This is a genomic window from Microvirga guangxiensis (assembly GCF_900102135.1).
Classification (GTDB): domain Bacteria; phylum Pseudomonadota; class Alphaproteobacteria; order Rhizobiales; family Beijerinckiaceae; genus Microvirga; species Microvirga guangxiensis.
Genome location: NZ_FMVJ01000005.1, coordinates 212,736 through 234,187, shown reverse-complemented (window position 1 = coordinate 234,187; position 21,452 = coordinate 212,736). Strand labels below are relative to the sequence as shown.

Sequence of the window (21,452 nt, the reverse complement as noted above, 5' to 3'; positions counted from 1 at the left end):
AATGCTGAGGCATCTGGCGAGTATGGCTTGGGCAAATTGCCTATCGGCTAGCCATGCTTCTACGCTGCATGACGGTTGCAGGGCTTAAGGCTCCGGCATAGCGTGCTGCCTTCCTCATTCCACTTCCGGTGACCTTCGGATGGCTCAGTTCCAATTCTTCGACGATACGACCTCCCCCTCTCAGGGCCCTGCCCGCATTGCCAAGCTGCGCTCCGAACTGAGCCGTCGTGGCTTCGATGGCTTCATCGTGCCCCGGGCCGACGAGCACCAGGGAGAGTATGTGCCGAAGAGCGCCGAGAGGTTGTCCTGGCTTACGGGCTTCACCGGGTCGGCAGGCACTGCGGTGATCCTCACAAGCAAGGCCGCTCTCATCGTCGATGGGCGTTATACGGTGCAAGCCGCGGAGCAGGTCGACACTTCCGTGATCGCCCCGGTGCAGCTCGCCCACATGTCTGCGGAAGATTGGATCGGCGCTAATTTGCCGGAAGGCGGCGTTCTTGCCTACGACCCCTGGCTGCACACGAGCGACAGCCTGAAGCGCCTGGAGCAGGCAGTAGCGAAGGCTGGCGGCAAGCTGTCCCCGGTCGACATCAATCTGGTCGACGTCATCTGGATCGACCGCCCTGCCCCGCCGCAAGCGCCGGTCCGGCCCCACCCTATCGACTACGCGGGTGAAACAGCCGAGGCGAAGCTGGAACGCATCCGCAGAAAAATGGCGGAGGCAAAGCTCGACGCGCTGGTTATTTCCGACCCGCATAGCCTTGCCTGGGCCTTCAACCTGCGCGGCGGCGATGTCGGCCACACGCCACTCCCGCTGGGATATGCGGTGCTACCTCGCGAAGGCCGCGCCAGCCTGTTCTTCGATCCGGCGAAGATTACCAACGAGGCGGGCGCCGCTGTCGGCGAGCTCGCCGAATTCGCGCCCATCGAGGCCTTCCAAAATGCTCTCGATGCACTGGGCCAGAAAGGCGGCAAGGTGCGCGTGGATTCCGCAACCGGCGCCGTCGCTCTCATCCGACGCATCGAAGCCGCGGGCGGCAAGGTCGATGTGGGCGCAGATCCCATCGCCCTCATGAAGGCGGTAAAGAATCAGGCCGAGATCGCGGGCTCGCATGCAGCGCACCTGCGCGATGGCGTGGCCATGGCGCGCTATCTCGCGTGGCTCGACCACGAAGCCCCCAAGGGTCAGCTCTCGGAGATCGATGCGGTCGAAGCGCTGGAGGCTTTCCGCATCGAAACCGGCGCGCTGCGGAATATCTCCTTTCCGAGCATCTCGGGCGCGGGCCCCAATGCTGCCCTGCCCCATTACCGCGTCACTACGTCGAGCAACCGCAAACTCGAGATCAACCAGATCTTCCTCATCGATTCCGGCGCGCAATACGAGGACGGCACAACCGACATCACGCGCACGATCATCGTGGGCGTGCCGACAGCCGAGATGAGAGATCGCTTTACCCGCGTGCTGCAGGGCCACATCACCATCGCACGCATCGTTTTTCCGAAGGGCACGACAGGAGCGCAGATCGACGCCTTCGCCCGCAAGCCTCTGTGGGATGCCGGCCTCGATTTCGATCACGGCACCGGCCATGGCATCGGCAGCTATCTCTCCGTGCATGAGGGGCCGCAGCGCATCGCCAAGACCGGTACGACGCCACTCGAAGTGGGCATGATGCTTTCCAATGAACCCGGCTTCTACAAGCAGGGCGATTACGGAATCCGCATCGAGAATCTGATCCTCGTGGAGCCGCGCGCCATCCCCGGAGGCGACCGCGAGATGCTGGGCTTCGAGACGCTTACCTTCACGCCCATCGACCTGCGCCTCGTGGAGCCTGCGCTCATGACGAAGGACGAGATCGCGTGGCTCAACGATTATCATGCGAAGGTGCGCGAGAAGATCGGCCCGCATCTCGATGCCGATACGCGCGCATGGCTTGAGAGCGCCACGCGCCCCATCGGCTAGCGCAGCTATCCGCGATAGGTACGTGAATGCGCCTGCTAGCCTTTGCCCGTAATCCCGAAGATGAAGTGAAGCGAGTTATTCTCTGCGAAACAAGCGATGGCGTTTACCTCTTCCTATCGCGATCAATGGAGGACAAAGGCTCTTTTGCCGACGAGTGGTACGAATGTACAAAGGATGCTCAAGCGGCTTGTCGCTCGCGCTTTGGCATTGAATTAGAGGCTTGGCAGGAAGTTCCCGATCCGATGCCCGGCTGTCAGCACGATTGGATTAAACCAGTCCGTGTAAAGGGCAGAGATCGGGGGCAGCCTGAGTGGGGTGTTTTCGAGCAGCTCGTAGACGGGCATTGGGTTCCAGTTTTCGATCTGTCGGTCTAACAGGCCATACTCGCATCGGGATTGGCGCCAAGTTCCAGCAGTAGCATACCCCGATACTGAGACACGCGCGTGTCTCGAAGACGCCACGCGCATGATTGGCTAGAGCAGATTGCGCAGCAGCACGACCGAGGCAACGCCCACGGCGATGGTTGCGAGCAGAGGCAGCCGGAAGGCGACGACAGCGGTGATGGCGGCGGCAATCGCCTCCGCCCATCCTGTCGTCAGTGCCGTCGGCGCGATCACCGAGACAAGCACCGCAGGCGGGATCGCATCGAAGGCTGCCTTGGCGCGCCCCGTGAGCACGAGACGATCCGCCACGTAAAGTCCCGCGATGCGCGTGATGTAAGTCACGACCGCCATCGCGATGATGGCAAGCAGGGTTGTCGTATCGAGGCTCATTCGCGTACCTCCTTGGGAGCCGCGAGATAGGCGGCGGCGATACCCGCCAACGCGCCGGATGCCACATGCCACGGCGCGCCCACGAAATAATGAACAAGCGCCGCCACCGCCGCGCTGACGCCAACCGTCACGAGCGTCACGCGGCTGCGTCCGAAACCCGCCACTAAGCCGATGAACAATGCCGTGAAGGCGAAGTCTGCGCCGATCCGCGCAGGGTCGCCCATGAACGAGCCTAGAACTGCGCCAAGGGTGCTGGAGATCGTCCAGTTCGACCAGAGGATGACGGCCATCACAGCCCAATAGGCTCCCGTGATCGGCCTTTCGAGCGCGCGTCTCTCCGAGAGCGCCCAGGATTCGTCAGTGAGGAAGAACATCGCGAGGAGCTGCTGGGAGCGAGACATTTTCAGCTTCGGCGACAGCGACGCTCCCATGAGCACATGGCGCGCATTGATGAGCAGCGTCGCGAAGGTGAGAGCCGCGATGGGAGCCGGGTGAAGCCACGCCTCGGTCGCGGCGAATTGCGCGCCGCCGGCGAAGACGAGGCCGGACATCAGCGCAACCTCCACCGGCGACAATCCCTTGGCGGCGGCGAGCGCGCCGAAGAGCAGGCCGATGGGAACGGCTGCAACGGCAACGGGCGCGATGTCGCGCAGGCCCGCGCGGATCTCGCGCTTGTAGCTTGTCATAGAGGAGCCGCTCACGACCCGTTGCGCCCCACCAGCGCGAACCAGCCGTCCTCGTCCATCACCTGAACACCGAACTCGGCCGCTTTCGCGAGCTTCGAACCCGCCCCCGGACCGGCCACAACGATATCCGTTTTCTTGGACACGGAGCCTGCAACCTTGGCCCCTAAACGCTCGGCCATGGCTTTGGCCTCCTCGCGGGTCATCTGTTCGAGCGAGCCGGTGAAGACCACCGTCTTGCCCGCCACCGGCGAGTTGAGAGTCGCGGGCGCTTCCATCGGTTCCACATTCACTTGCGCCAGCAGGGCGTCGAGCATTTCCTCGTTGTGCTCTTCCTTGAAAAATTCGACCACGGTTTCCGCAACCACGGGGCCGATGCCGCCGATGGCGGTGAGTTCCGCATGCGCTTCCGACTCAGGATCGGCTGCGGCTTTGGCGGCTTCGCGCAGAGCATCGAAGGTGTGGAAGTGGCGTGCGAGCAATCGCGCGGAGGTTTCGCCGATATGCGGGATGCCCAACGCGAAGATGAAGCGGTTGAGTGCTATCGAGCGCCGCGCCTCGATGGCAGCGAAGAGATTGCTGACGCTCGTTGCGCCCCACCCTTCCCGGTTCTCCAGACGCTTGAGGCTGCGTGCGTTGCGCTCCGCGAGGGTAAAGATGTCCTGCGGACGCTGCACCAGGCCTTCTTCGTAGAACTCGTCGATGCGCTGCTCACCCATGCCCTCGATGTCGAAGGCATTGCGCGAGACGAAATGCTTCAGACGCTCGCGCGCCTGCGCCGGACAGATGAGGCCGCCGGTGCAGCGGCGCACCGCATCCTCCTTGCCCGTGCGCGGATTGACCTCGCGCACCGCATGGCTGCCGCAGGCGGGGCATTGGGTCGGGAATTCATACGGCTTCGCATCGTCGAGGCGCTTCTCGAGCACCACATCGAGCACCTTCGGAATCACATCGCCCGCGCGGTTGATGATCACCGTATCGCCGATGCGGATATCGACGCCCTCACGGATCTTCTCGCCGTTGCCGCCGATGCCCTTGATGTAATCCTCGTTGTGCAGGGTCGCATTCGACACCACCACGCCGCCGACAGTGACGGGGCGCAGGCGTGCGATGGGATTGAGCGAGCCCGTGCGGCCCACATTGATCTCAATTCCCTCAAGCACCGTCACCGCCTTCTGCGCGGGGAACTTGTGCGCGAGCGCCCAGCGCGGCGAGCGCGACACGAAGCCGAGGCGCTGCTGCAGACCGAGATCGTCGACCTTGTAGACGACGCCGTCGATATCGTAACCGAGATTGGCGCGATCCGTTTCGATCTCATGATAATGCTCGAGCATTTCCGCGATGCTTGAGCAGCGGCGCGTGAGCTTGTTCACCGTGAAGCCGAAACCGCGCAGTGCTTCCATCATGCCGTATTGCGTGTCGGCAGGCATCTTGCTCACCTCGCCCCACGCATAGGCGAAAAAGCAGAGCGGGCGCGATGCCGTGATCTTGGGATCCAACTGGCGCAGACTGCCCGCCGCCGCATTGCGCGGATTGGCGAAGAGCGGCTTGCCCGCCGCTTCCTGCCGCTCGTTGATCGCAGCGAAATCCTTATGTGAGAGATAGACTTCGCCGCGCACCTCGAACACGTCGGGAATATCCGAGCCTTTCAGCACATGCGGAATGTCGTCGACCGTGCGCGCGTTCGCCGTCACATCCTCCCCTTCCGCGCCGTCGCCGCGGGTCGCTGCCGAGACGAGCTTTCCCTTCTCGTAGCGCAGGCTCAACGAGAGCCCGTCGATCTTGGGCTCGGCCGTGAACACCAGCGGCGCATCCGCCTTCCATTGCAGGAAACGGCGAATGCGTTCGACGAATTCCTCGACCTCCTCGTCGGCGAAGCCGTTGGCGAGAGAGAGCATCGGTACCCGATGCCGGATCTTGGCGAATTTCTCGGACGCCCTGGAGCCGACCTTCTGCGTCAGGCTCTCGGACGTCTTGAGTTCAGGGAACATCCCTTCCAGCGCCTCATAGCGCTTGCGCAAGGTGTCGTATTCCGCATCCGAGACCGTAGGCGCATCTTCCTCGTAGTATCTCCGGTCATGCTCCGCGATCTCGGTGCTCAGCGCCTCGTGCTCGGCACGGGCTTCCTTGAGCGTCAGTTCATCGACAGACTTCAGAGAGGGGATGTTTTTTGCGGGCATGATCGAATCGAGGTTGGGGTTGAATGAACCATAGCGCTCCGGCGGAGACTCTCCAGTGCAGAGGATCGATTGGCCCGGCACATTCGGCAGATCCACCTCCATCCATGCACAGGCGACTTCGCGCCTTGGGACGCAAAGGGCTTCCGGCTGGTGCTGGCTATCCGTCGTGACCGAGGGATGGCGCGGAAGGCATTGGCTTCGCAGGCTCGGGCGGAGCGCGCGAAGATGGGGTCGGGACGGGTTTCCCGCCCGGGCTCGGAAAGCGCAACGCCTCCCGCGCGCGGCTTCATCACCATCCGGCCTCGGCACTCCGGCGCCATCAGGGACGAACCCTCAGAGACGCGATACGGCGTGGCTGGGCACGCGGGGCTGGAGAGCGTGCTCCAGACCCGGCGAGGCTGGGGGAGCGTCGACGCAGCCTGCCCGATCAGGCTCAGCGCCTCTTCCTCCCCGCTCGGATCGCTGAGGCCGGCGGGTGCGAGACCGCCGGCATCTCAGAGCCGCCTCTGCTTTCCGCCACCGACGCCTCGGGCGCGTCCCTCGCGAGAAGCAGACCGCCACACTATGGCCGAGCTTAGGACAGAAGTCAAGAACAAAGTAAGAACATGACAGCCGCCTCCCACAGCCGAGCCGGGAGCGTCAGACAAGCCTGGCCGTGTTCCCTCCCCCTTGCGGGGAGGGGCAGGGGTGGGGGTGGTTTGACTGGTTGAGACCTCAAACCAGTGAGACACGGGAAGACCTCTCCCGGGTGGGAGAGGTCGGAGCGCAGCTCCGGGTGAGGGACTGCCTGACCCGGAAAGGGCGGTCCCTCACCCCTGCCCCTCTCCCACCCAGGAGAGGGGACGCTGTAGGGCCGTCATGTTCACTAGAGCAGCCGCAGCGCTCTGACTGTTCGACCCCAGCCTCGATCCCCTCATGCTCGGCCTCATCCTGAGGAGGTCTGAAAGGCCGTCTCGAAGGAGGATCCAGAGTGCACGGGAGGCCTCCTTTGAGACGCAGCTGCGCTGCTCCTCAGGATGAGGGCAGAGGGAAGAACATCGGGATGGCCGGGACAAGCTCGGCCATGACATTGTAGGGCTGTCGTACGTTCTGGATGAAGCGCAGCGCTCCGACACTCCGACCCCCACCCTCGATCCCTCCCCGCAAGGGGGAGGGAAACACGCGCTCCACCCATCACACGATTCCCGGAGCCCGCTCCGCCACGCCGCGAGGAAGAGCCTGAAGTGCAGCTTCTTCCCTAATCGCGGCACCGGCAAGCTTGACAGCTTCCCTTGGGGCAACCCCTCCTCTAGATCCTTCCTTCATGGATGGCATGGGGAACTGACGTGAAAAGAACGATTGTAGCTATGGGCATGGCCCTGGGCGCCGCAGGATGCGTGTCAACGACGCACGAAACCGTGACGGTCTCATGCACGGACTACATCGGCCGGCCGATTTCGGAACGGATTGCGGCCCTCGGGCCGCCGCAGGCAACCTACCGGATCAATCCGACCGAGATCGGATATGTCTTCGACACCAAGGAAACCGCTTTCGTGGGCGGTCACACCTACTACACCGTCAATTACATGGTCGGAGCCGACAAGCACCGCACCCCCATCCGCCCTGTCACCACGAGATGTCGGGGCTTCGTGGTGCAGGCGCCGTCCGCCGCCACTCCTGTGTCTCAACGCATCATCGTGGATGTGCTCTGAGCGTCCAGCGACGATGTGACGATCGTCAGCCCCGCCCCCTCGCGCTCTTTTCCACCTTCACCCGATGCTCGATGAAGTTGCGGATTTCGCGGGTGCGGCGGGTCGTGTCGAGCACTTCGGCGTCGACGCCGTGGCGCCAGGCGAGATCGAAGCGTGAGGGCTCCCTGTCGAGCGTCGTGAGGTCGTCCGCGTAAGCGTGCACCTCCTCAGCCGTGCGGCAGAAGCCTTCGCGGATCATCAGCTCCGTTCGCTGCCGGATGATGACGGCGAGTTCGGCGAGGCTGAATTCCGGGTGGTACTGCACGCCCCAGAACATGCCGCCGTCCTGGCGGATCTCCGCAGCCTGGACCTCGGAGACCGGGTTGGTCGCAATCACCGTCGCGTCCTTCGGCAGGGTCGTGACCATGTCGAGATGGATGGCGGGCGCGTCGTAGACCTCGGGGCGGCCCTCGAGCATGGGATGTCCCCTCCCCGCTTCCGTGCGCCGCAGACGACGGGCGAAGCCCACTTCGCGGCCGAGCGGGTTCTTCTGCACGTCGCCATCGGCCGCGACCGCCGCCACCTGCAGCCCCCAGCAGGAACCGAAGGACGGCGTGCGGGAGGCGTAGATCGCCCGCATCAGGTCGATCTGGCGCATGATCTCCGGCGTGCGGTCGTAGATGCTGAGATGCGAGCCGGTGAGCACGATGCCGTCGTAGCTCTCGAGTCCCGCCCGGTCCGGCAGGTTCGCGCCCTCGTCCGCCGCGAAGGCGATGTCGCAGACGGCTTCCGGCTCGGCCTCGTGAATCACCTGCGCATACGACTCGGAGAGCATCTGTCCATAGGCTGCCCTGTGGGCCTCCCTTGCACCACGCGTATTGCCCTCAACCACCAGAAACCTTAAGGCCATCTGCATCACCCGCTCATTGTTGGCGTTGGTTTATCGAAACCACGCGCGGCGGCAAGCGCCATGAGGTCAGCCCCTCCATGAAAATCCTGTAATGAAAATCCTGCGAACGCTCTGGAAGGGACTTTGGGGCCAGGCTTACCTGCTCCTGATCCTCACCACCCTCATGTGGGGCGGCAACGCCATTGCCGGGCGCCTGGCGGTGGGCGAGGTATCGCCCATGCTGCTCACCTGCATCCGCTGGATCATCGTGGTCGTCATCCTGGGTCCCCTCATCGGGCCGCAGGTCGTCGCCGAATGGCCGAAGATCGGTTCGCGCTGGCTCTACACGATCCTCATGGGCACCGCGGGCTTCACCGCTTTCAATGCCCTGTTCTATGCCGCCGCCTATCACACGAGCGCGGTGAACCTCACGATCTTTCAGGGCGCCATTCCGGTTCTCGTGCTCATCGGCACCATCCTGTTCTTCGGAGCGCGCGTGATCCCGCTGCAGATCATCGGCATGATCGTGACGATCCTCGGCGTGGTGCTCGTCTCGGTGAAAGCGGATCTCGAGGTGCTGAAGACGCTCGCGCTCAATATCGGCGACGTGTGGATGCTGATCGCCTGTGTGTTCTATGCGGGCTACACGCTGGGCCTGCGCCGCCGCCCGCCCGTAGCCGGACTTGTCTTCTTCACGGCGATGGCAGGCGTTGCGTTTCTCACGTCGATCCCCCTGCTGGCGATGGAGATCGCGCAGGGCACCGTGCAATGGCCGACCCTCACAGGATGGCTGATCCTCCTGTATATCGGCCTCTTTCCGTCGCTTATCTCGCAGATCTTCTTCATTCGCGGCGTGGAGTTGATCGGTCCGGCGCGGGCAGGATTATTCGTCAACCTCGTCCCGGTCTTCGGCGCGCTGCTTGCCGTGCTGCTGCTCGGCGAGCCCTTCGCCTATTACCACGCGCTCGGCCTGCTCCTGGTGCTGGGCGGCATCTGGCTAGCGGAGCGGAAGTAAACCTTTCACCCCGTCGACATCTGCGACCTTCTCAGGATGAGGACTGAGTTATGAGAAGGCAGGGATTACCGGCACGAGGCCGGTGACGACACCGTCAATCCGCGAACACCACCGTCTTGCGGCCGTTGAGCAGGATGCGGTCCTCGAGGTGGTAGCGCACCGCGCGGGCGAGAACGCGCCGCTCGATGTCGCGGCCCTTGCGCACGAGATCCTCCGCGCTGTCGCGATGGGTGATCGACTCCACGTCCTGCGCGATGATCGGCCCCTCGTCGAGATCGGACGTCACGTAATGGGCGGTTGCGCCGATCAGCTTCACGCCGCGCGCATGGGCCTGGTGATAGGGCTTCGCGCCCTTGAAGCTCGGCAGGAACGAGTGATGGATGTTGATGCAGCGGCCTGCGAGCTTCGCGGCCAGGCCATCGGACAGAACCTGCATGTAGCGCGCAAGCACCACGAGATCGGCCCGTGACTCGCGGATGACCTCCCAGACCTGCGCTTCCTGTTCGAGCTTCGTATTCTTCGACACCGGCAGGTAGTGGAACGGCACCTTGCCGAGGTCCACATGGCTGTAGGTCTCGACAGGGTGATTGGCGATGACGCCGACAGGCTCGAAGTCGAGCTCGCCGATGCGCCAGCGATAGAGAAGATCGGCGAGGCAATGGTCGAACTTGGAGACCATGAGCATGACGCGGCGCTTCTCGCTTTGATCGCAGAGGGTCCATGTCATGCCGAAGCGCTCTCCGAGCGGCGCGAAAGCGCTCTTGAGAGCGGCGAGATTGGCCTCGCCGCTCACGGGATCGAAGACGACGCGCATGAAGAAACGATCCGTCTGCGTGTCGTCGTATTGCTGGGCATCGAGAATGTTGAGGTCGGCGTCCGACAGATGCCCCGCCACGGCGGCCACGATGCCGGGACGGTTCGCGCAGGCGAGCGTCAGGACGAAGCGTTGCGAGGAGGATGATGTCATGATGCCTGTTCTCGATACTTTCCGATACGCGCGGCGCGATGCGCGCCGCTCATGAATTGGGGTCTAATCAGCGATTGGCTTGCAGAAGAGGAGAGCGCAAGATACAAGTTCTGAATGTTGTTGCATTTTGCTCTCTACATCCTGTTTATCAACGCTGCCACCTACGTCGCCTACGCCGTGGACAAGCGTAGAGCGCAAGCAGGGGAGTACCGCATATCCGAGGGAACTCTTCTCGGATTTGCTCTTGTCGGCGGCACATTCGGAGCCTTCGCCGCGCGATGGATTCTACGGCACAAGACGCGCAAGGAACCTTTCCGCACGCAACTCCTGCTGATCACCCTGCTCCAGATTATTCTCTGCCTGATCCTGATTTTTCCTGCGACCCGGGCGGAGCTCGTTAGATTTCTTCTCCATTGAGCGCAGCCCCCTCCTCAAGAGGAAGGGGCGCAACTCTCAGAACCGCACCGCGCGGGCGCGCTTGACCTGTGGAATCTCTTCGATCTTGCGCAGGAGCTCGTCCGAGACGGGCTCATCGACCGAGACGAAGCAGATCGCATCGCCGCCGGGCTTGTCGCGGCCGAGCGCGAAGGTCGCAACGTTCACGCCGGATTCGCCGAGCAATGTGCCGAAGCGGCCGATGAAGCCGGGCTTGTCGTCGTTGCGCACATAGATCATGTGCGGCGCGAATTCCGCATCCACGGCGATATCGCGGATCTCGATGACGCGCGGCTTGCCGTCCTGGAACACGGTGCCGCCGGCGTGGCGGGACATGTCCTGCGCATCCACGACGATGCGGATGAAGCTCTCGTAGTCGCGCGCGGCGCTCTCGCGCTTGACCTCTTCCACCGTGATGCCACGCTCGCGCGCAACGACGGGGGCCGACACCATGTTGATGTCCTGCAGGAAGGGACGCAGGACGCCGGTGACGGCGGCGGAGGTGAGCGCGCGGGTGTTCATCTCCGCAACAGCGCCCTCATACTCGATGCGAATGCCCTTGATGGAGGCTTCCGTAAGCTGGCCGAGGAAGGAGCCGAGCTTGTCGGCGAGCGCCACGAAAGGCTTCAGGCGCGGCGCTTCCTCCGCGGTGATCGAGGGGAAGTTCACCGCGTTCTGGATCGCGCCCTGGAGCAGGTAATCCGACATCTGCTCGGCCACCTGAAGCGCCACGTTCTCCTGCGCTTCCGTGGTGGCTGCGCCCAGATGCGGCGTGCAGACCACGTTGGGATGGCCGAAGAGCGGGTTCGACGTCGCAGGCTCCTCGACGAACACGTCGAAGGCCGCACCGGCCACATGGCCGGAATCGAGCGCCGCGCGAAGCGCGACCTCATCGACCAAGCCGCCGCGGGCGCAGTTGATGATGCGCACGCCCTTCTTCGTCTTGGCGATGTTTTCCGCCGAGAGAACGTTCTTCGTCTTCTCCGTCATCGGCACGTGCAGGGTGATGATGTCGGCGCGGCGGAGCAGATCGTCCAGCTCCACCTTCTCGACGCCGAGTTCGACCGCGCGCTCCGGCGAGAGGAAGGGATCGTAGGCGATCACCTTCATGCGAAGGCCGATGCCGCGATCGGCCACGATGGAGCCGATATTGCCGCAGCCGATGACGCCGAGAACTTTGCCGGTGAGCTCGACGCCCATGAAGCGGTTCTTCTCCCACTTGCCGGCCTGCGTCGAAGCGTCGGCCTGCGGGATCTGGCGCGCGAGCGCGAACATCATCGCAATGGCATGCTCCGCGGTCGTGATGGAATTGCCGAAGGGCGTGTTCATGACGATGATGCCCTTCGCCGTTGCGGCGGGGATCTCGACATTGTCCACGCCGATGCCGGCGCGGCCGATCACTTTCAGGTTCTTGGCCTGTTCGAGAATCTTCGCCGTCACCTTCGTGGCGGAGCGGATCGCGAGACCGTCATAATCGCCGATGATGGCCGCGAGCTTCTCCTTGTCCTTGCCAAGATCGGGCTGGAAATCGACCTCGATGCCGCGATCCTTGAAGATCTGCACGGCAGCGGGAGACAGAGCGTCGGAAATGAGTACGCGGGGAGCGGGCATGGTGCACCTGTGCCTATGGCGTCATCCCGGCCAAGCGCAGCGCGAGCCGGGATCGTGATGGGAGTTTAGCTGGTGAAAGCGATCCCGGATCGCGGCCTTAGCCCGCGTCCGGGATGACGCATGAAATCAGGCCGCTTTCGCGAGCTTCGCCTTTTCCTGCGCGAAGGCCCAGTCGAGCCATGGCGTCAGCGCTTCGAGGTCCGATTGCTCGACCGTTGCGCCGCACCAGATGCGAAGGCCGGGAGGCGCATCGCGGTACGCGCCGATATCGAGAGCGACGCCCTCTTTTTCGAGCGCGGACGTGATGCCCTTGGCAACCTGCGTCACGGCCTGGGGGCCTTTCGCGACGATGTCGGGATCGGCGATGACGAGGCACACGCTGGTGTTGGAAGCGGTGGCCGGATCCTTCGCGAGGTTTGCGATCCACGGAGTTTTCGCAACCCAGTCGAGGATGACCTTCGCGTTTGCGGCGGCCTTGGCGACGAGCGCATCCAAGCCGCCGATGGACTTCGCCCATTCGAGCGCGTCGATGTAGTCCTCGACCGCCAGCATGGACGGGGTGTTGATGGTCTCGCCCTCGAAGATGCCCTCGATGAGCTTTCCGCCCTTGGTCATGCGGAAGATCTTCGGCAGCGGCCAGGCGGGCTTGTACGTCTCGAGGCGTTCCACCGCGCGCGGCGAGAGGATGAGCATGCCGTGAGCCGCTTCGCCGCCGAGCACCTTCTGCCAGGAGAACGTGACCACATCGAGCTTCGAGAAATCGAGCTTCTGCGCGAAGGCTGCGGAGGTCGCGTCGCAGATGGTGAGACCTTCACGGTCGGCCGCGATCCAATCGGCGTTCGGCACGCGCACGCCGGATGTCGTGCCGTTCCACGTGAAGACCACATCGCGGTTCTTCGTATCGACCTGCGAGAGATCGGGCAGCTCGCCGTAAGGGGCGTTGATCACGCGAGCGTCAGGGAGCTTCAGCTGCTTGACCACATCGGTGACCCAGCCCTCGCCGAAGCTCTCCCAGGCCAGCATGTCGACGGGGCGGGCGCCCAGCATCGACCACAGCACCATCTCGACGGCGCCCGTGTCGGAGGCGGGCACGATGCCGATGCGGTAATCGGCCGGCACGTCCAGCACCTCGCGGGTGAGGTCGATGGCGAGCTTCAGGCGCGCCTTGCCGAGCTTCGCGCGGTGCGAGCGGCCAAGGGATTCGGTTTTCAGGTTTGCTAAGGACCATCCGGGGCGCTTGGCGCAGGGACCGGATGAAAAGAAAGGCGCGCGCGGACGCGCGTTGGGCAGGTCTGTCATGTGATCCATCCTTACAGATGGGCGCCTCTCGGTGGGGAGAGGTGTCCCGCCGACCGGTATGGCGGAAGAGACGCCCAGGGTCAAGGCGGATGGCGCAACGTTAGGCGGCGGATAAAAGTCTCAGATTACGAAATCGTAATACAAAACATCGTGTTTGCTGCGTTATAGTCATGGGACCTGACCTTTGATGTGTTAGGTCTCATCCGAATATTTCGTGACTGAAGAAGACTTCTGAGAATTCAAGGAGCGAGCATGCGTGTGTCCGGTCAACTCGCCGTCATCGCCTTGTTGGGGGCAGCAGGGTTTGGCGGGTGGTATGCGTATCAGGGCGGATACCTAGGAAACCAGCCGGCCGCGCAGCAGGGCGCTTCCGCCGGGGCTCGAGGCAACCGGGGCGGTGCCGCAGGGCCCGCGACCGTCGAGGTCGACACGGTCAAGACCGGGCGCATCGTGGAGGTCCGCGAGGCCGTGGGCACCGTCCGCGCTTACGAATCCATCACCGTGACCGCCAAGGTGGCGGGCGTCATCGACCAGATCGGCTTCGAGGAAGGCCAGAAGGTGAATGCAGGCGACGTGCTGGTGCAGCTCGACGCCGCCGAGCGCCGGGCCGAGATCGATCAGGCGGTGGCCGAGGCCAACCGCGCCGTCGCGCTGAGGAACGAGATCGCCATCAAGCTCGAGCGCGCCCAGGCCTTGAACCGCACCGGAGCCGGCACCAGCGCCCAGGTGGAAGACCTGACGGCCCAGATGAAATCCCTCGAAGGCTCCATTGCCTCGGCCCAGGCCCAGCGCAAGGCAGCCGAAGCGCGGCTGGAGGATCTGACGATCCGGGCTCCCTTCAACGGCCGCGTCGGCACCCGCGCCGTCTCGCTCGGCGCTTACATTGCGCCTGGGACACGCATCACATCCCTCGACGATCTCTCCAAGGTCCGTCTCGACTTCGCGGTGCCTGAGAATCTTCTCGCCCGCCTGGAACCCGGCCAGACGGTGAATGCCATTTCCGCGGCCTACAAGGGCCGCACCTTCAAGGGCAAGGTTTCCACCATCGACCCGCGCGTCGATCAGGCCACCCGCACGGCGCGCCTCACCGCCGAGTTCGAGAACCCCGACGAAGCCCTCAAGCCTGGCATGTTCCTCGCGGTGTCCCTTGAGGTCTCGGCGAACAACGAAGCCGTCGTGGTGCCGGAGGAGGCCATCGTCAGCGAAGGCCTGCGCCATGTGGTCTATCCGGTCAAGGACAGCAAGGTGGAGCGCCGCGTCATCACCATCGGCCAACGCCAGGGTGGCAAGGTCGAGGTCGTGGAGGGCCTGAAGGCTGGCGAGACCATCGTGGTGCTGGGCGTCCAGCGCGTGCGCCCCGGCGCCGAGGTGATCGCCCGCCCGCTCGGCTCGAGCGCCCAGGATCCGCAACCCGCACCCGCAGCCAATCGCCAACAGCCGTCCCGCAGCACGCTGAATGCGCCAACCGCGATCGGCACCGCGCAGGCGGCCGAGGCAAAGTAGTTGCGCCGTTGCAGGACACAGCTCCCTCCCCTCCCCCACATGGGGGAGGAGTGTACCGTCGCGTTATTCTGATCTAACCGGAACGACCAGAGCCATGCAGGTTTCAGACCTCTTCATCCGCCGTCCCGTCTTCGCCGTCGTGGTGAGCCTGCTGCTGATCGTGGGCGGGCTGGCCGCACTCATGAATCTGCCGATCCGCGAATATCCGAGCGTGGATCGTCCGGTCGTGTCCATCTCAACGGTTTACCGCGGCGCCTCGAACGAGGTCATCGAGAGCCGTGTGACGGAAGTGATCGAGGGCGCGGTCGCAGGCATCGAAGGCATCAAGCAGATCCGCTCCCAGAGCCGTGACGAGCGCTCCTCCGTCACCATCGAGTTCGACGTGTCTCGTGACCCCGAGGGCGCAACCTCCGACGTGCGCGACGCCGTGTTCCGCGTGGTTGGCCGCTTGCCCGACGGCGTGGATCAGCCTGTGATCCGCAAAGTGGACGACGACGCCTCCGCCATCATGTGGATCAGCGTCACCTCCTCCACCTATGACGCGCTCGAGCTCAGCGACTTCCTGAAGCGCGTCTACGTGGACCGCCTCTCCACCGTGCCGGGCGTCGCCAACGTCAACCTCGCCGGCGAGCGGCGCTATTCCATGCGCATCTGGGTCGACCGCCCGGCGCTGGCGGCGCGCGGCCTCACGGTGCAGGACCTCTCCTCCGCCATCCAGCGCCAGAACGTGGAGCTTCCAGGCGGCCGCATCGAATCCTCGCAGCGCGAATTCACGGTGAAGACGGATTCCCGCCTCTCCAGCCAGCAGGATTTCGAGCAGCTCATTGTCTCGAACAAGAACGGCTATCTCGTGCGTCTGGGCGAAGTCGCCCGGGTCGAGGTCGGACCCGAGGACAACCGGTTCGAGTTCTATGAAGGCGGCAAGGTCGCCATGGGCCTCGGCGTCGTGCGCCAGTCGACGGCCAACACCCTCGCGGTGGCCGAGGGCGTGCGCGAGGAACTGGAGAACCTGAAATCCTCGCTTCCTCCCGGCACCACGGCCCAGATCTCCTACGATGAAAGCCAGTTCATCAGCGCTTCCATCGACGGCGTTCTGAATACGCTCATCGAAGGCATCGGGCTCGTCGTCCTGGTGATCCTGATCTTCCTGCGCGACTGGCGCTCCACCATCGTCGCCATCGTTGCGATTCCGGTGTCGATCATCGCGGCCTGCATGGTGATGGCGTTCTTCAACGCCTCCATCAACGTGCTGACCCTGCTCGCCGTGGTGCTCGCCATCGGCATCGTGGTGGACGACGCCATCGTGGAGATCGAGAACGTCCATCGCCGCATCGAGGAAGGCCAGCCTCCGCTGCTCGCTTCCTTCGACGGCGCGCGCGAGATCGGCTTCGCGGTGATCGCGACCACCGCCACCCTCATGGCCGTGTTCGTGCCGCTCGCCTTCATGACCGGCAATACCGGTCAGCTCTTCCGGGAATTCGGCATCACGCTCGCCGCCGCCATCTTCTTCTCCGGCGTCGTGGCGCGCACGCTCACGCCGATGATGTGCTCGAAGCTGATGGTGCCGGCCCACGGCCGCATCCAGAGGATGACCGAGCCCTTCTTCACGGGCATGAACAATGTCTATCGCAGGATCCTGACCTGGGCTCTCAGAGCGCCCCTCGTCATTCTGGCCTTCGGCTTCATGGTGTGTCTGTCGGCCTACGGCCTTTTCCAGATGCTTCCGAAAACCTTCGCGCCGTCCGAGGATCGCGGCGCCATCATCGTGCGCGTCGAAGCCCCCGAGGGTTCGAGCCTCGACTACACCCGCGAGCGCGTGAAGGAGGTCGAGAAGATCCTTCTGCCCTATCAGGAGCAGGGCGTCGTCTCATCCATCACCAGCCAGGTGGCGCCGGGCTTCGCGCGCCCCTCGCCCGTCAATTCCGGCATGATCATCGTGCGTCTCGTTCCATGGGGCGAGCGCACGGTGAGCCAGCAGGAGCTGGTGCAGGACATCAACCGCAAGGTCGCGAACTTCCCCGGCGCGCGCGTGTCGCCGATCAGTCCCGGCTCCCTCGGCCAGCGCGGCCCGTCGAAGCCAATCCAGTTCGTGCTCGGCGGCCCCGACTACAACACGCTGCGCGAATGGCGCGACATCGTCATGCAGAAGGCGCAGGAAACGGGCATGTTCGTGAACATGGATTCCAATTACCGGGAATCCCAGCCCGACATCCGCGTGCAGATCGACCGGCAGCGCGCCGCCGATCTCGGCGTGTCCGTCCAGGATATCGGCAGCACGCTCGAACTGATGTTCGGCGAGCGCGAGATCTCCACCTTCGTGAACCGCGGCGAGGAATATTCCGTCATCATGCGCGGACGCGCCGAAGACCGCGCCACGCCGAACGATCTCGCCAACACCTTCGTGCGTTCCACGAACGGTGAGCTCGTGCCGCTCTCATCCTTCGTCACGCTCACCGAAGCCGCAGCCCCGCAGATGCTCAACCGCTTCAACCGGATGCGCGCCATCACCATCGACGCGGGCCTTGTCGGCACCGCGTCCATCGGCGAGGGGCTTGCGGTTCTGGAACAGATCGTGCGCGAGAACCTGCCGGCGGAAGCGCGCATCGGCTATTCCGGCCAGTCGCAGGAGTTCCTCGAATCCTCGAACGCGATCTATGTCACCTTCGGCATGGCGCTGCTGGTGGTGTTCCTCGTGCTGGCGGCGCAGTTCGAAAGCTGGATCAACCCGTTCATCATCATGCTCACCGTGCCGCTCGCGGTGACGGGCGGATTGGCGGCGCTGGTGATCACGGGGCAGACGCTCAACATCTACAGCCAGATCGGCATGATCCTGCTCATCGGCCTGATGACGAAGAACGGCATCCTCATCGTCGAATTCGCCAACCAGCTTCGCGAACAGGGAATGTCCGTGCGCGAGGCCGTGATCGAATCCTCGGTGCTGCGCCTTCGTCCGATCCTCATGACGTCGATCGCCATGATCGGCGGCGCGATCCCGCTGGCCTGGTCCTCCGGCGCGGGCGCGGAAGCCCGCAACGCCATCGGCACGGTGATCGTCGGCGGCGTGACCATGTCGACGATGCTGACCGTGCTCGTGGTGCCTGCGATCTATCTCCTCATCGGCGGCTACACCAAGCCCGCCACATATGTGAGCGAGATGCTCGACAAGCTGCGCGCTCAGACAGGCCAGCGCCCGCACGGCGAGGCCCCTGCCCCGCATGTCCAGCACCCTCCGGCCCATCCGGCTGAGTAAGCGAAGGACGGATCAAACAGAAAGCCCCGGCTCTGTCCGGGGCTTTTTTGTTGGAGCGCCTCGCGAACACAATGCAATCCGAAGACTCCGCTTTCCGGATTTTCTTTGAAGGATCTGGCACGCACTTCCCTCCCCGCAAGAGGGAAGGGAAAAGCGGTGGCGCTTTTATGAGCGAGTCCCCAAACCGATGAAGCCGGGTGCTTACTGGAACGCGTAACGCACGCCCAGGCGCATCTCGTGCGAGCCGATGAATTTCACGTCGGCGCCCGCACCTGTCTCGTAACCGCGCGTCTTCACATCGCCGAGGCTCGCATAGCGGTAGCCGAGATCGAGGGTGAAGCTGTCGGAGAGCTTGTAGCCCAGGCCCGCCATGAGAGCCCAGGCGAAGTCGTAATCACCGCCGCCGGACAGGCGATCTTCCGCAGCCGGGTCGGTGATGCGGACGTAGTTGGCGAGCACGTTGCGCGCGACGCCGATGCCGGCGCCCACATAAGGCGTGAGGCCGCGATAGGTGCCGAGATCCGCATAGGCATTGAGCATCAGCGTCGAAGACTGGAAGCGGCCCTTGTCGAACACGGAGCCCGCTGCGATGCCGTCACCGGACGGCAGGCCCTTGAAGCGCGAGTTGAAGCGGTGATCGAGGGTGACGTCCGCGCGGAACATCGGGCTGAAGCGATAGCCCATGCCGATGCCGAGCACCGCGCTGTCGCGAAAGCTCTCACGCGTCATGCCGCCCGCGAGCGCCACCGCCGTGAAGTCGGCTTCCGGGCGCTTGTAATGCGTGTAGCCCACATCGCCGCGCAGATACCAGGTCTCGGTGGTATCGAGGATCGGAGCGGGTGGAAGCTCCACCCGACGCGGGAGATCGGCTGCCATCGCAGCCGAGGCGGACATGCCGGCAAGGCCGGCCAGGAACGCAGCCCTGATGAAACTCATCGTACTCTTCTTCACTCATCAAGCACGCGCCGCGATAACCGTCGGCGGTTGCATGAGAAGGTAGTCCTTGGCTGTGAAGAGAGCGTTAATCTTAATTCTTAGCCTTGTTCGCGTCCTTGCAGAGCCGCCGCCGCGAAGGCCCGGCGCAGGGAGGCAAAGAGAAGGGCATGGATGCTGCCATCCATGCCCGTGTTCACACGCGTTGCGAGGTACCGCTTAAGCGGCGGCCTTGGAGGCGGCCTGGGTAACTGCGTCCACCACGTCATCCACCACCTTGGTGACGACATCCTCGTTGTCGCCCTCGCCCATCACGCGGATCACCGGCTCCGTGCCGGAGGGGCGGATGACGAGGCGGCCCGAGGCCCCGAGCCGCTCGCGGCCCGCCTCGATCGCCTTGATCACGGAGGCTTCCTGCAGCGGCTTGCCGGACTTGTAGCGCACGTTCTTCAGGATCTGCGGCAGCGGCTCGAAGCAATGGCAGACTTCCGACACGGTCTTGCCCATGCTCTTCACGACGGCGAGGAGCTGAAGCGCCGCAACAAGGCCATCGCCCGTCGTGGTGTAGTCCGACATGATGATGTGGCCGGATTGCTCGCCGCCGAGATTGAAGCCATGCGCGCGCATGTGCTCAAGCACGTAGCGGTCGCCGACGGCCGTGCGCACGAGATTGAGGTCGAGGCCGTTCAGGTAGCGCTCTAGGCCGAGATTGGACATGATCGTCGCCACGATGCCCGGCTGCGAAAGGCGTCCGTCTTCCTTCCAGGAGCGCGCGACGACGGCCATGAGCTGGTCCCCATCGACCTTCTGGCCTTTCTCATCGATGATCAGCACGCGGTCCGCGTCGCCGTCGAGGGCGATGCCGACATCCGCGCGCAGCTCGCGCACCTTCTGGATCAGGGCCTCGGGAGCGGTGGAGCCGACCTCGTGGTTGATGTTGAAGCCGTTGGGCTCCACGCCGATGCTGACCACCTCTGCCCCGAGTTCCCAGAGAGCCTCAGGGGCCACCTTGTAACCTGCGCCGTTGGCGCAATCGAGCACGACCCGCATGCCTTCAAGATCGAGCTGGCGCGGCAGGGTGCGCTTGGCGAATTCGATGTAGCGGGCCTGGACGCTCTCGACGCGCTTGGCACGGCCGAGGGCCGAGGAGCCTGCAAGGCGCGCGGTCAGATCGGAATCGATCAGCGCCTCGATCCGCATCTCCGTCTCGTCGCTGAGCTTGAAGCCGTCGGGGCCGAACAGCTTGATGCCGTTGTCCTCGTAGGGATTGTGGGAGGCGGAGATCATGACGCCGAGATCGCAGCGCATGGAACGGGTGAGCATGGCCACGGCCGGGGTCGGCATGGGACCGAGCACCAGCACGTCCATGCCCACCGAGGTGAATCCGGCGACCAGGGCATTCTCGATCATGTAGCCGGACAGGCGCGTGTCCTTGCCGATCACGACCCGGTGGCGGTAATCGCCGTTCTGCTGGAACATGAGGCCAGCCGCCTGGCCGACCCGCAGGGCCAGATCCGGCGTGATGATCCCGTTGGCCCGTCCCCGGATGCCATCGGTCCCGAAGTATTTCCGCATGAGCTTCAGCTCCCGATCTCGTTATGCGACTGCATGCTTTGCTTTTTTCAAAGCAATCCCCCCGATCCGGGTCAAGACTTCACCCCGCCAAGCCTCATCACAAGTGATGAGTAAATATTACAGAGTGCGAACCTTCTCTTACGACAATGAAGCTAGAGGGATCAGATAAACAAAAAAGAACGCTCGCTGGAATGCGAGCGTTCTGGGTAATTCGGAAGGGCTTAAATTCTTAAGCCTGCGGTTGCGGCTCCATACCGCCGTCGTTCTCCCGCGGACGGCCGGTCCGGGTCGTGGGAACGGCGGAGCCGCGGGCCGGGGTCACCGTATCACCGGTGTCTCGGATGGGGGGCTGTCCGTCGAGCAGGTTGCGGATCTCCTCGCCGGTCAGCGTCTCATACTCCAGCAGACCCCGCGCCAGAGCCTCCAGATCCGCCGCCTTCTCCGTCAGGATCCGCCGCGCATCGTTCAGGCCCGTCTCCACCAGACGGCGCACCTCCGAGTCGATCTTCTGCGCGGTCGCCTCCGACACGTTCTGCTGACGCCCCATCTGCATCCCCAGAAACACCTCGTCCTGGTTCTCGCCATAGGCCACCGTGCCAAGCTCAGGGCTGAACCCCCACTTGGTCACCATCATCCGCGCCAGACGCGTCGCCTGCTCAATGTCCGACTGCGCCCCCGACGTCACCTTCTCCTTGCCAAAAATCATCTC

General features: G+C 64.0%; 16 protein-coding genes and 1 pseudogene. 7 read left to right on the top strand and 10 right to left on the bottom strand.

The features are described 5' to 3' along the window. The first annotated feature begins 139 nt into the window (after positions 1–139). Together BLP10_RS09935 and BLP10_RS22805 are read left to right on the top strand one after the other, a co-directional pair. Positions 140–1,960, top strand: coding sequence for an aminopeptidase P family protein (locus BLP10_RS09935; RefSeq protein WP_091133878.1), 1,821 nt, complete (start codon positions 140–142; stop codon positions 1,958–1,960). 26 nt (positions 1,961–1,986) lie between these two features. Beyond that, the gene (locus tag BLP10_RS22805) at positions 1,987–2,334 is read left to right on the top strand and encodes a hypothetical protein (protein WP_139165462.1); all 348 of its coding nucleotides are present in this window, start codon (positions 1,987–1,989) and stop codon (positions 2,332–2,334) included. A gap of 99 nt (positions 2,335–2,433) precedes the next feature. On the opposite strand, the gene BLP10_RS09930 is transcribed toward BLP10_RS22805, so the two are convergent. From BLP10_RS09930 to ligA, 3 genes are read right to left on the bottom strand one after another with little or no spacing between them, the layout of a single operon-like run. Next, positions 2,434–2,733 (bottom strand): AzlD family protein, encoded by a 300-nt coding sequence (locus BLP10_RS09930; RefSeq protein ID WP_091133876.1) that lies wholly within the window; start codon positions 2,731–2,733, stop codon positions 2,434–2,436. Continuing rightward, positions 2,730–3,419 carry an AzlC family ABC transporter permease gene (locus BLP10_RS09925; protein ID WP_091133874.1) on the bottom strand — a complete coding sequence of 230 codons (690 nt, stop codon included), beginning with the start codon at positions 3,417–3,419 and terminating at the stop codon, positions 2,730–2,732. Before BLP10_RS09925 ends, BLP10_RS09930 begins: the two co-directional genes overlap by 4 nt. A gap of 11 nt (positions 3,420–3,430) precedes the next feature. Next, the gene (gene ligA / locus BLP10_RS09920) at positions 3,431–5,596 is read right to left on the bottom strand and encodes an NAD-dependent DNA ligase LigA (RefSeq protein WP_091134301.1); all 2,166 of its coding nucleotides are present in this window, start codon (positions 5,594–5,596) and stop codon (positions 3,431–3,433) included. A 1,325-nt stretch (positions 5,597–6,921) separates the two neighbouring features. Here ligA and BLP10_RS09915 point away from each other — a divergent pair. Then, positions 6,922–7,287, top strand: a complete 366-nt coding sequence (locus BLP10_RS09915) for a hypothetical protein (RefSeq protein ID WP_139165461.1) — start codon at positions 6,922–6,924, stop codon at positions 7,285–7,287. A 25-nt stretch (positions 7,288–7,312) separates the two neighbouring features. On the opposite strand, the gene BLP10_RS09910 is transcribed toward BLP10_RS09915, so the two are convergent. Continuing rightward, positions 7,313–8,182 carry a type 1 glutamine amidotransferase gene (locus tag BLP10_RS09910; RefSeq protein ID WP_244510470.1) on the bottom strand — a complete coding sequence of 290 codons (870 nt, stop codon included), beginning with the start codon at positions 8,180–8,182 and terminating at the stop codon, positions 7,313–7,315. Between the two features lie 85 nt (positions 8,183–8,267). Here BLP10_RS09910 and BLP10_RS09905 point away from each other — a divergent pair, with 85 nt between their 5' ends. Beyond that, a complete protein-coding gene (locus BLP10_RS09905) occupies positions 8,268–9,170 on the top strand; it encodes a DMT family transporter (protein WP_091133871.1) in 903 nt (300 codons plus the stop codon). 94 nt (positions 9,171–9,264) lie between these two features. Here BLP10_RS09905 and purU read toward each other — a convergent pair whose 3' ends face one another. Then, the gene (gene purU, locus BLP10_RS09900) at positions 9,265–10,137 is read right to left on the bottom strand and encodes a formyltetrahydrofolate deformylase (RefSeq protein ID WP_091133870.1); all 873 of its coding nucleotides are present in this window, start codon (positions 10,135–10,137) and stop codon (positions 9,265–9,267) included. 114 nt (positions 10,138–10,251) lie between these two features. Here purU and BLP10_RS09895 point away from each other — a divergent pair, with 114 nt between their 5' ends. Then, complete coding sequence (locus BLP10_RS09895; RefSeq protein ID WP_091133867.1) at positions 10,252–10,554, top strand: DUF1294 domain-containing protein; 303 nt, start codon at positions 10,252–10,254, stop codon at positions 10,552–10,554. Positions 10,555–10,590: 36 nt separating this feature from the next. Here BLP10_RS09895 and serA read toward each other — a convergent pair whose 3' ends face one another. Next, positions 10,591–12,183 carry a phosphoglycerate dehydrogenase gene (gene serA / locus BLP10_RS09890; RefSeq protein WP_091133864.1) on the bottom strand — a complete coding sequence of 531 codons (1,593 nt, stop codon included), beginning with the start codon at positions 12,181–12,183 and terminating at the stop codon, positions 10,591–10,593. 126 nt (positions 12,184–12,309) lie between these two features. Beyond that, on the bottom strand, positions 12,310–13,482 hold the full coding sequence (locus tag BLP10_RS09885) for a phosphoserine transaminase (RefSeq protein ID WP_091133862.1): 1,173 nt from the start codon (positions 13,480–13,482) through the stop codon (positions 12,310–12,312). A gap of 252 nt (positions 13,483–13,734) precedes the next feature. On the opposite strand from BLP10_RS09885, the gene BLP10_RS09880 reads away from it, so the two are divergent. Together BLP10_RS09880 and BLP10_RS09875 are read left to right on the top strand one after the other, a co-directional pair. Beyond that, a complete protein-coding gene (locus BLP10_RS09880; protein ID WP_091133860.1) occupies positions 13,735–14,985 on the top strand; it encodes an efflux RND transporter periplasmic adaptor subunit in 1,251 nt (416 codons plus the stop codon). A 94-nt stretch (positions 14,986–15,079) separates the two neighbouring features. Continuing rightward, entirely contained in the window at positions 15,080–18,235 is a 3,156-nt protein-coding gene (locus tag BLP10_RS09875) for an efflux RND transporter permease subunit (protein WP_091133858.1), read from the top strand. Positions 18,236–18,436: 201 nt separating this feature from the next. Here the strand turns inward: BLP10_RS09875 and BLP10_RS09870 are convergent, their stop codons facing one another. The 3 genes and pseudogenes from BLP10_RS09870 to BLP10_RS09860 form a co-directional block, all read right to left on the bottom strand. Then, entirely contained in the window at positions 18,437–19,171 is a 735-nt protein-coding gene (locus BLP10_RS09870) for an outer membrane protein (protein WP_091133856.1), read from the bottom strand. Positions 19,172–19,387: 216 nt separating this feature from the next. Further along, positions 19,388–20,743 carry a phosphoglucosamine mutase gene (gene glmM, locus BLP10_RS09865; RefSeq protein WP_091133854.1) on the bottom strand — a complete coding sequence of 452 codons (1,356 nt, stop codon included), beginning with the start codon at positions 20,741–20,743 and terminating at the stop codon, positions 19,388–19,390. A 229-nt stretch (positions 20,744–20,972) separates the two neighbouring features. After that, positions 20,973–21,452, bottom strand: a pseudogene (locus tag BLP10_RS09860) (ATP-dependent zinc metalloprotease FtsH); the annotation flags it as partial.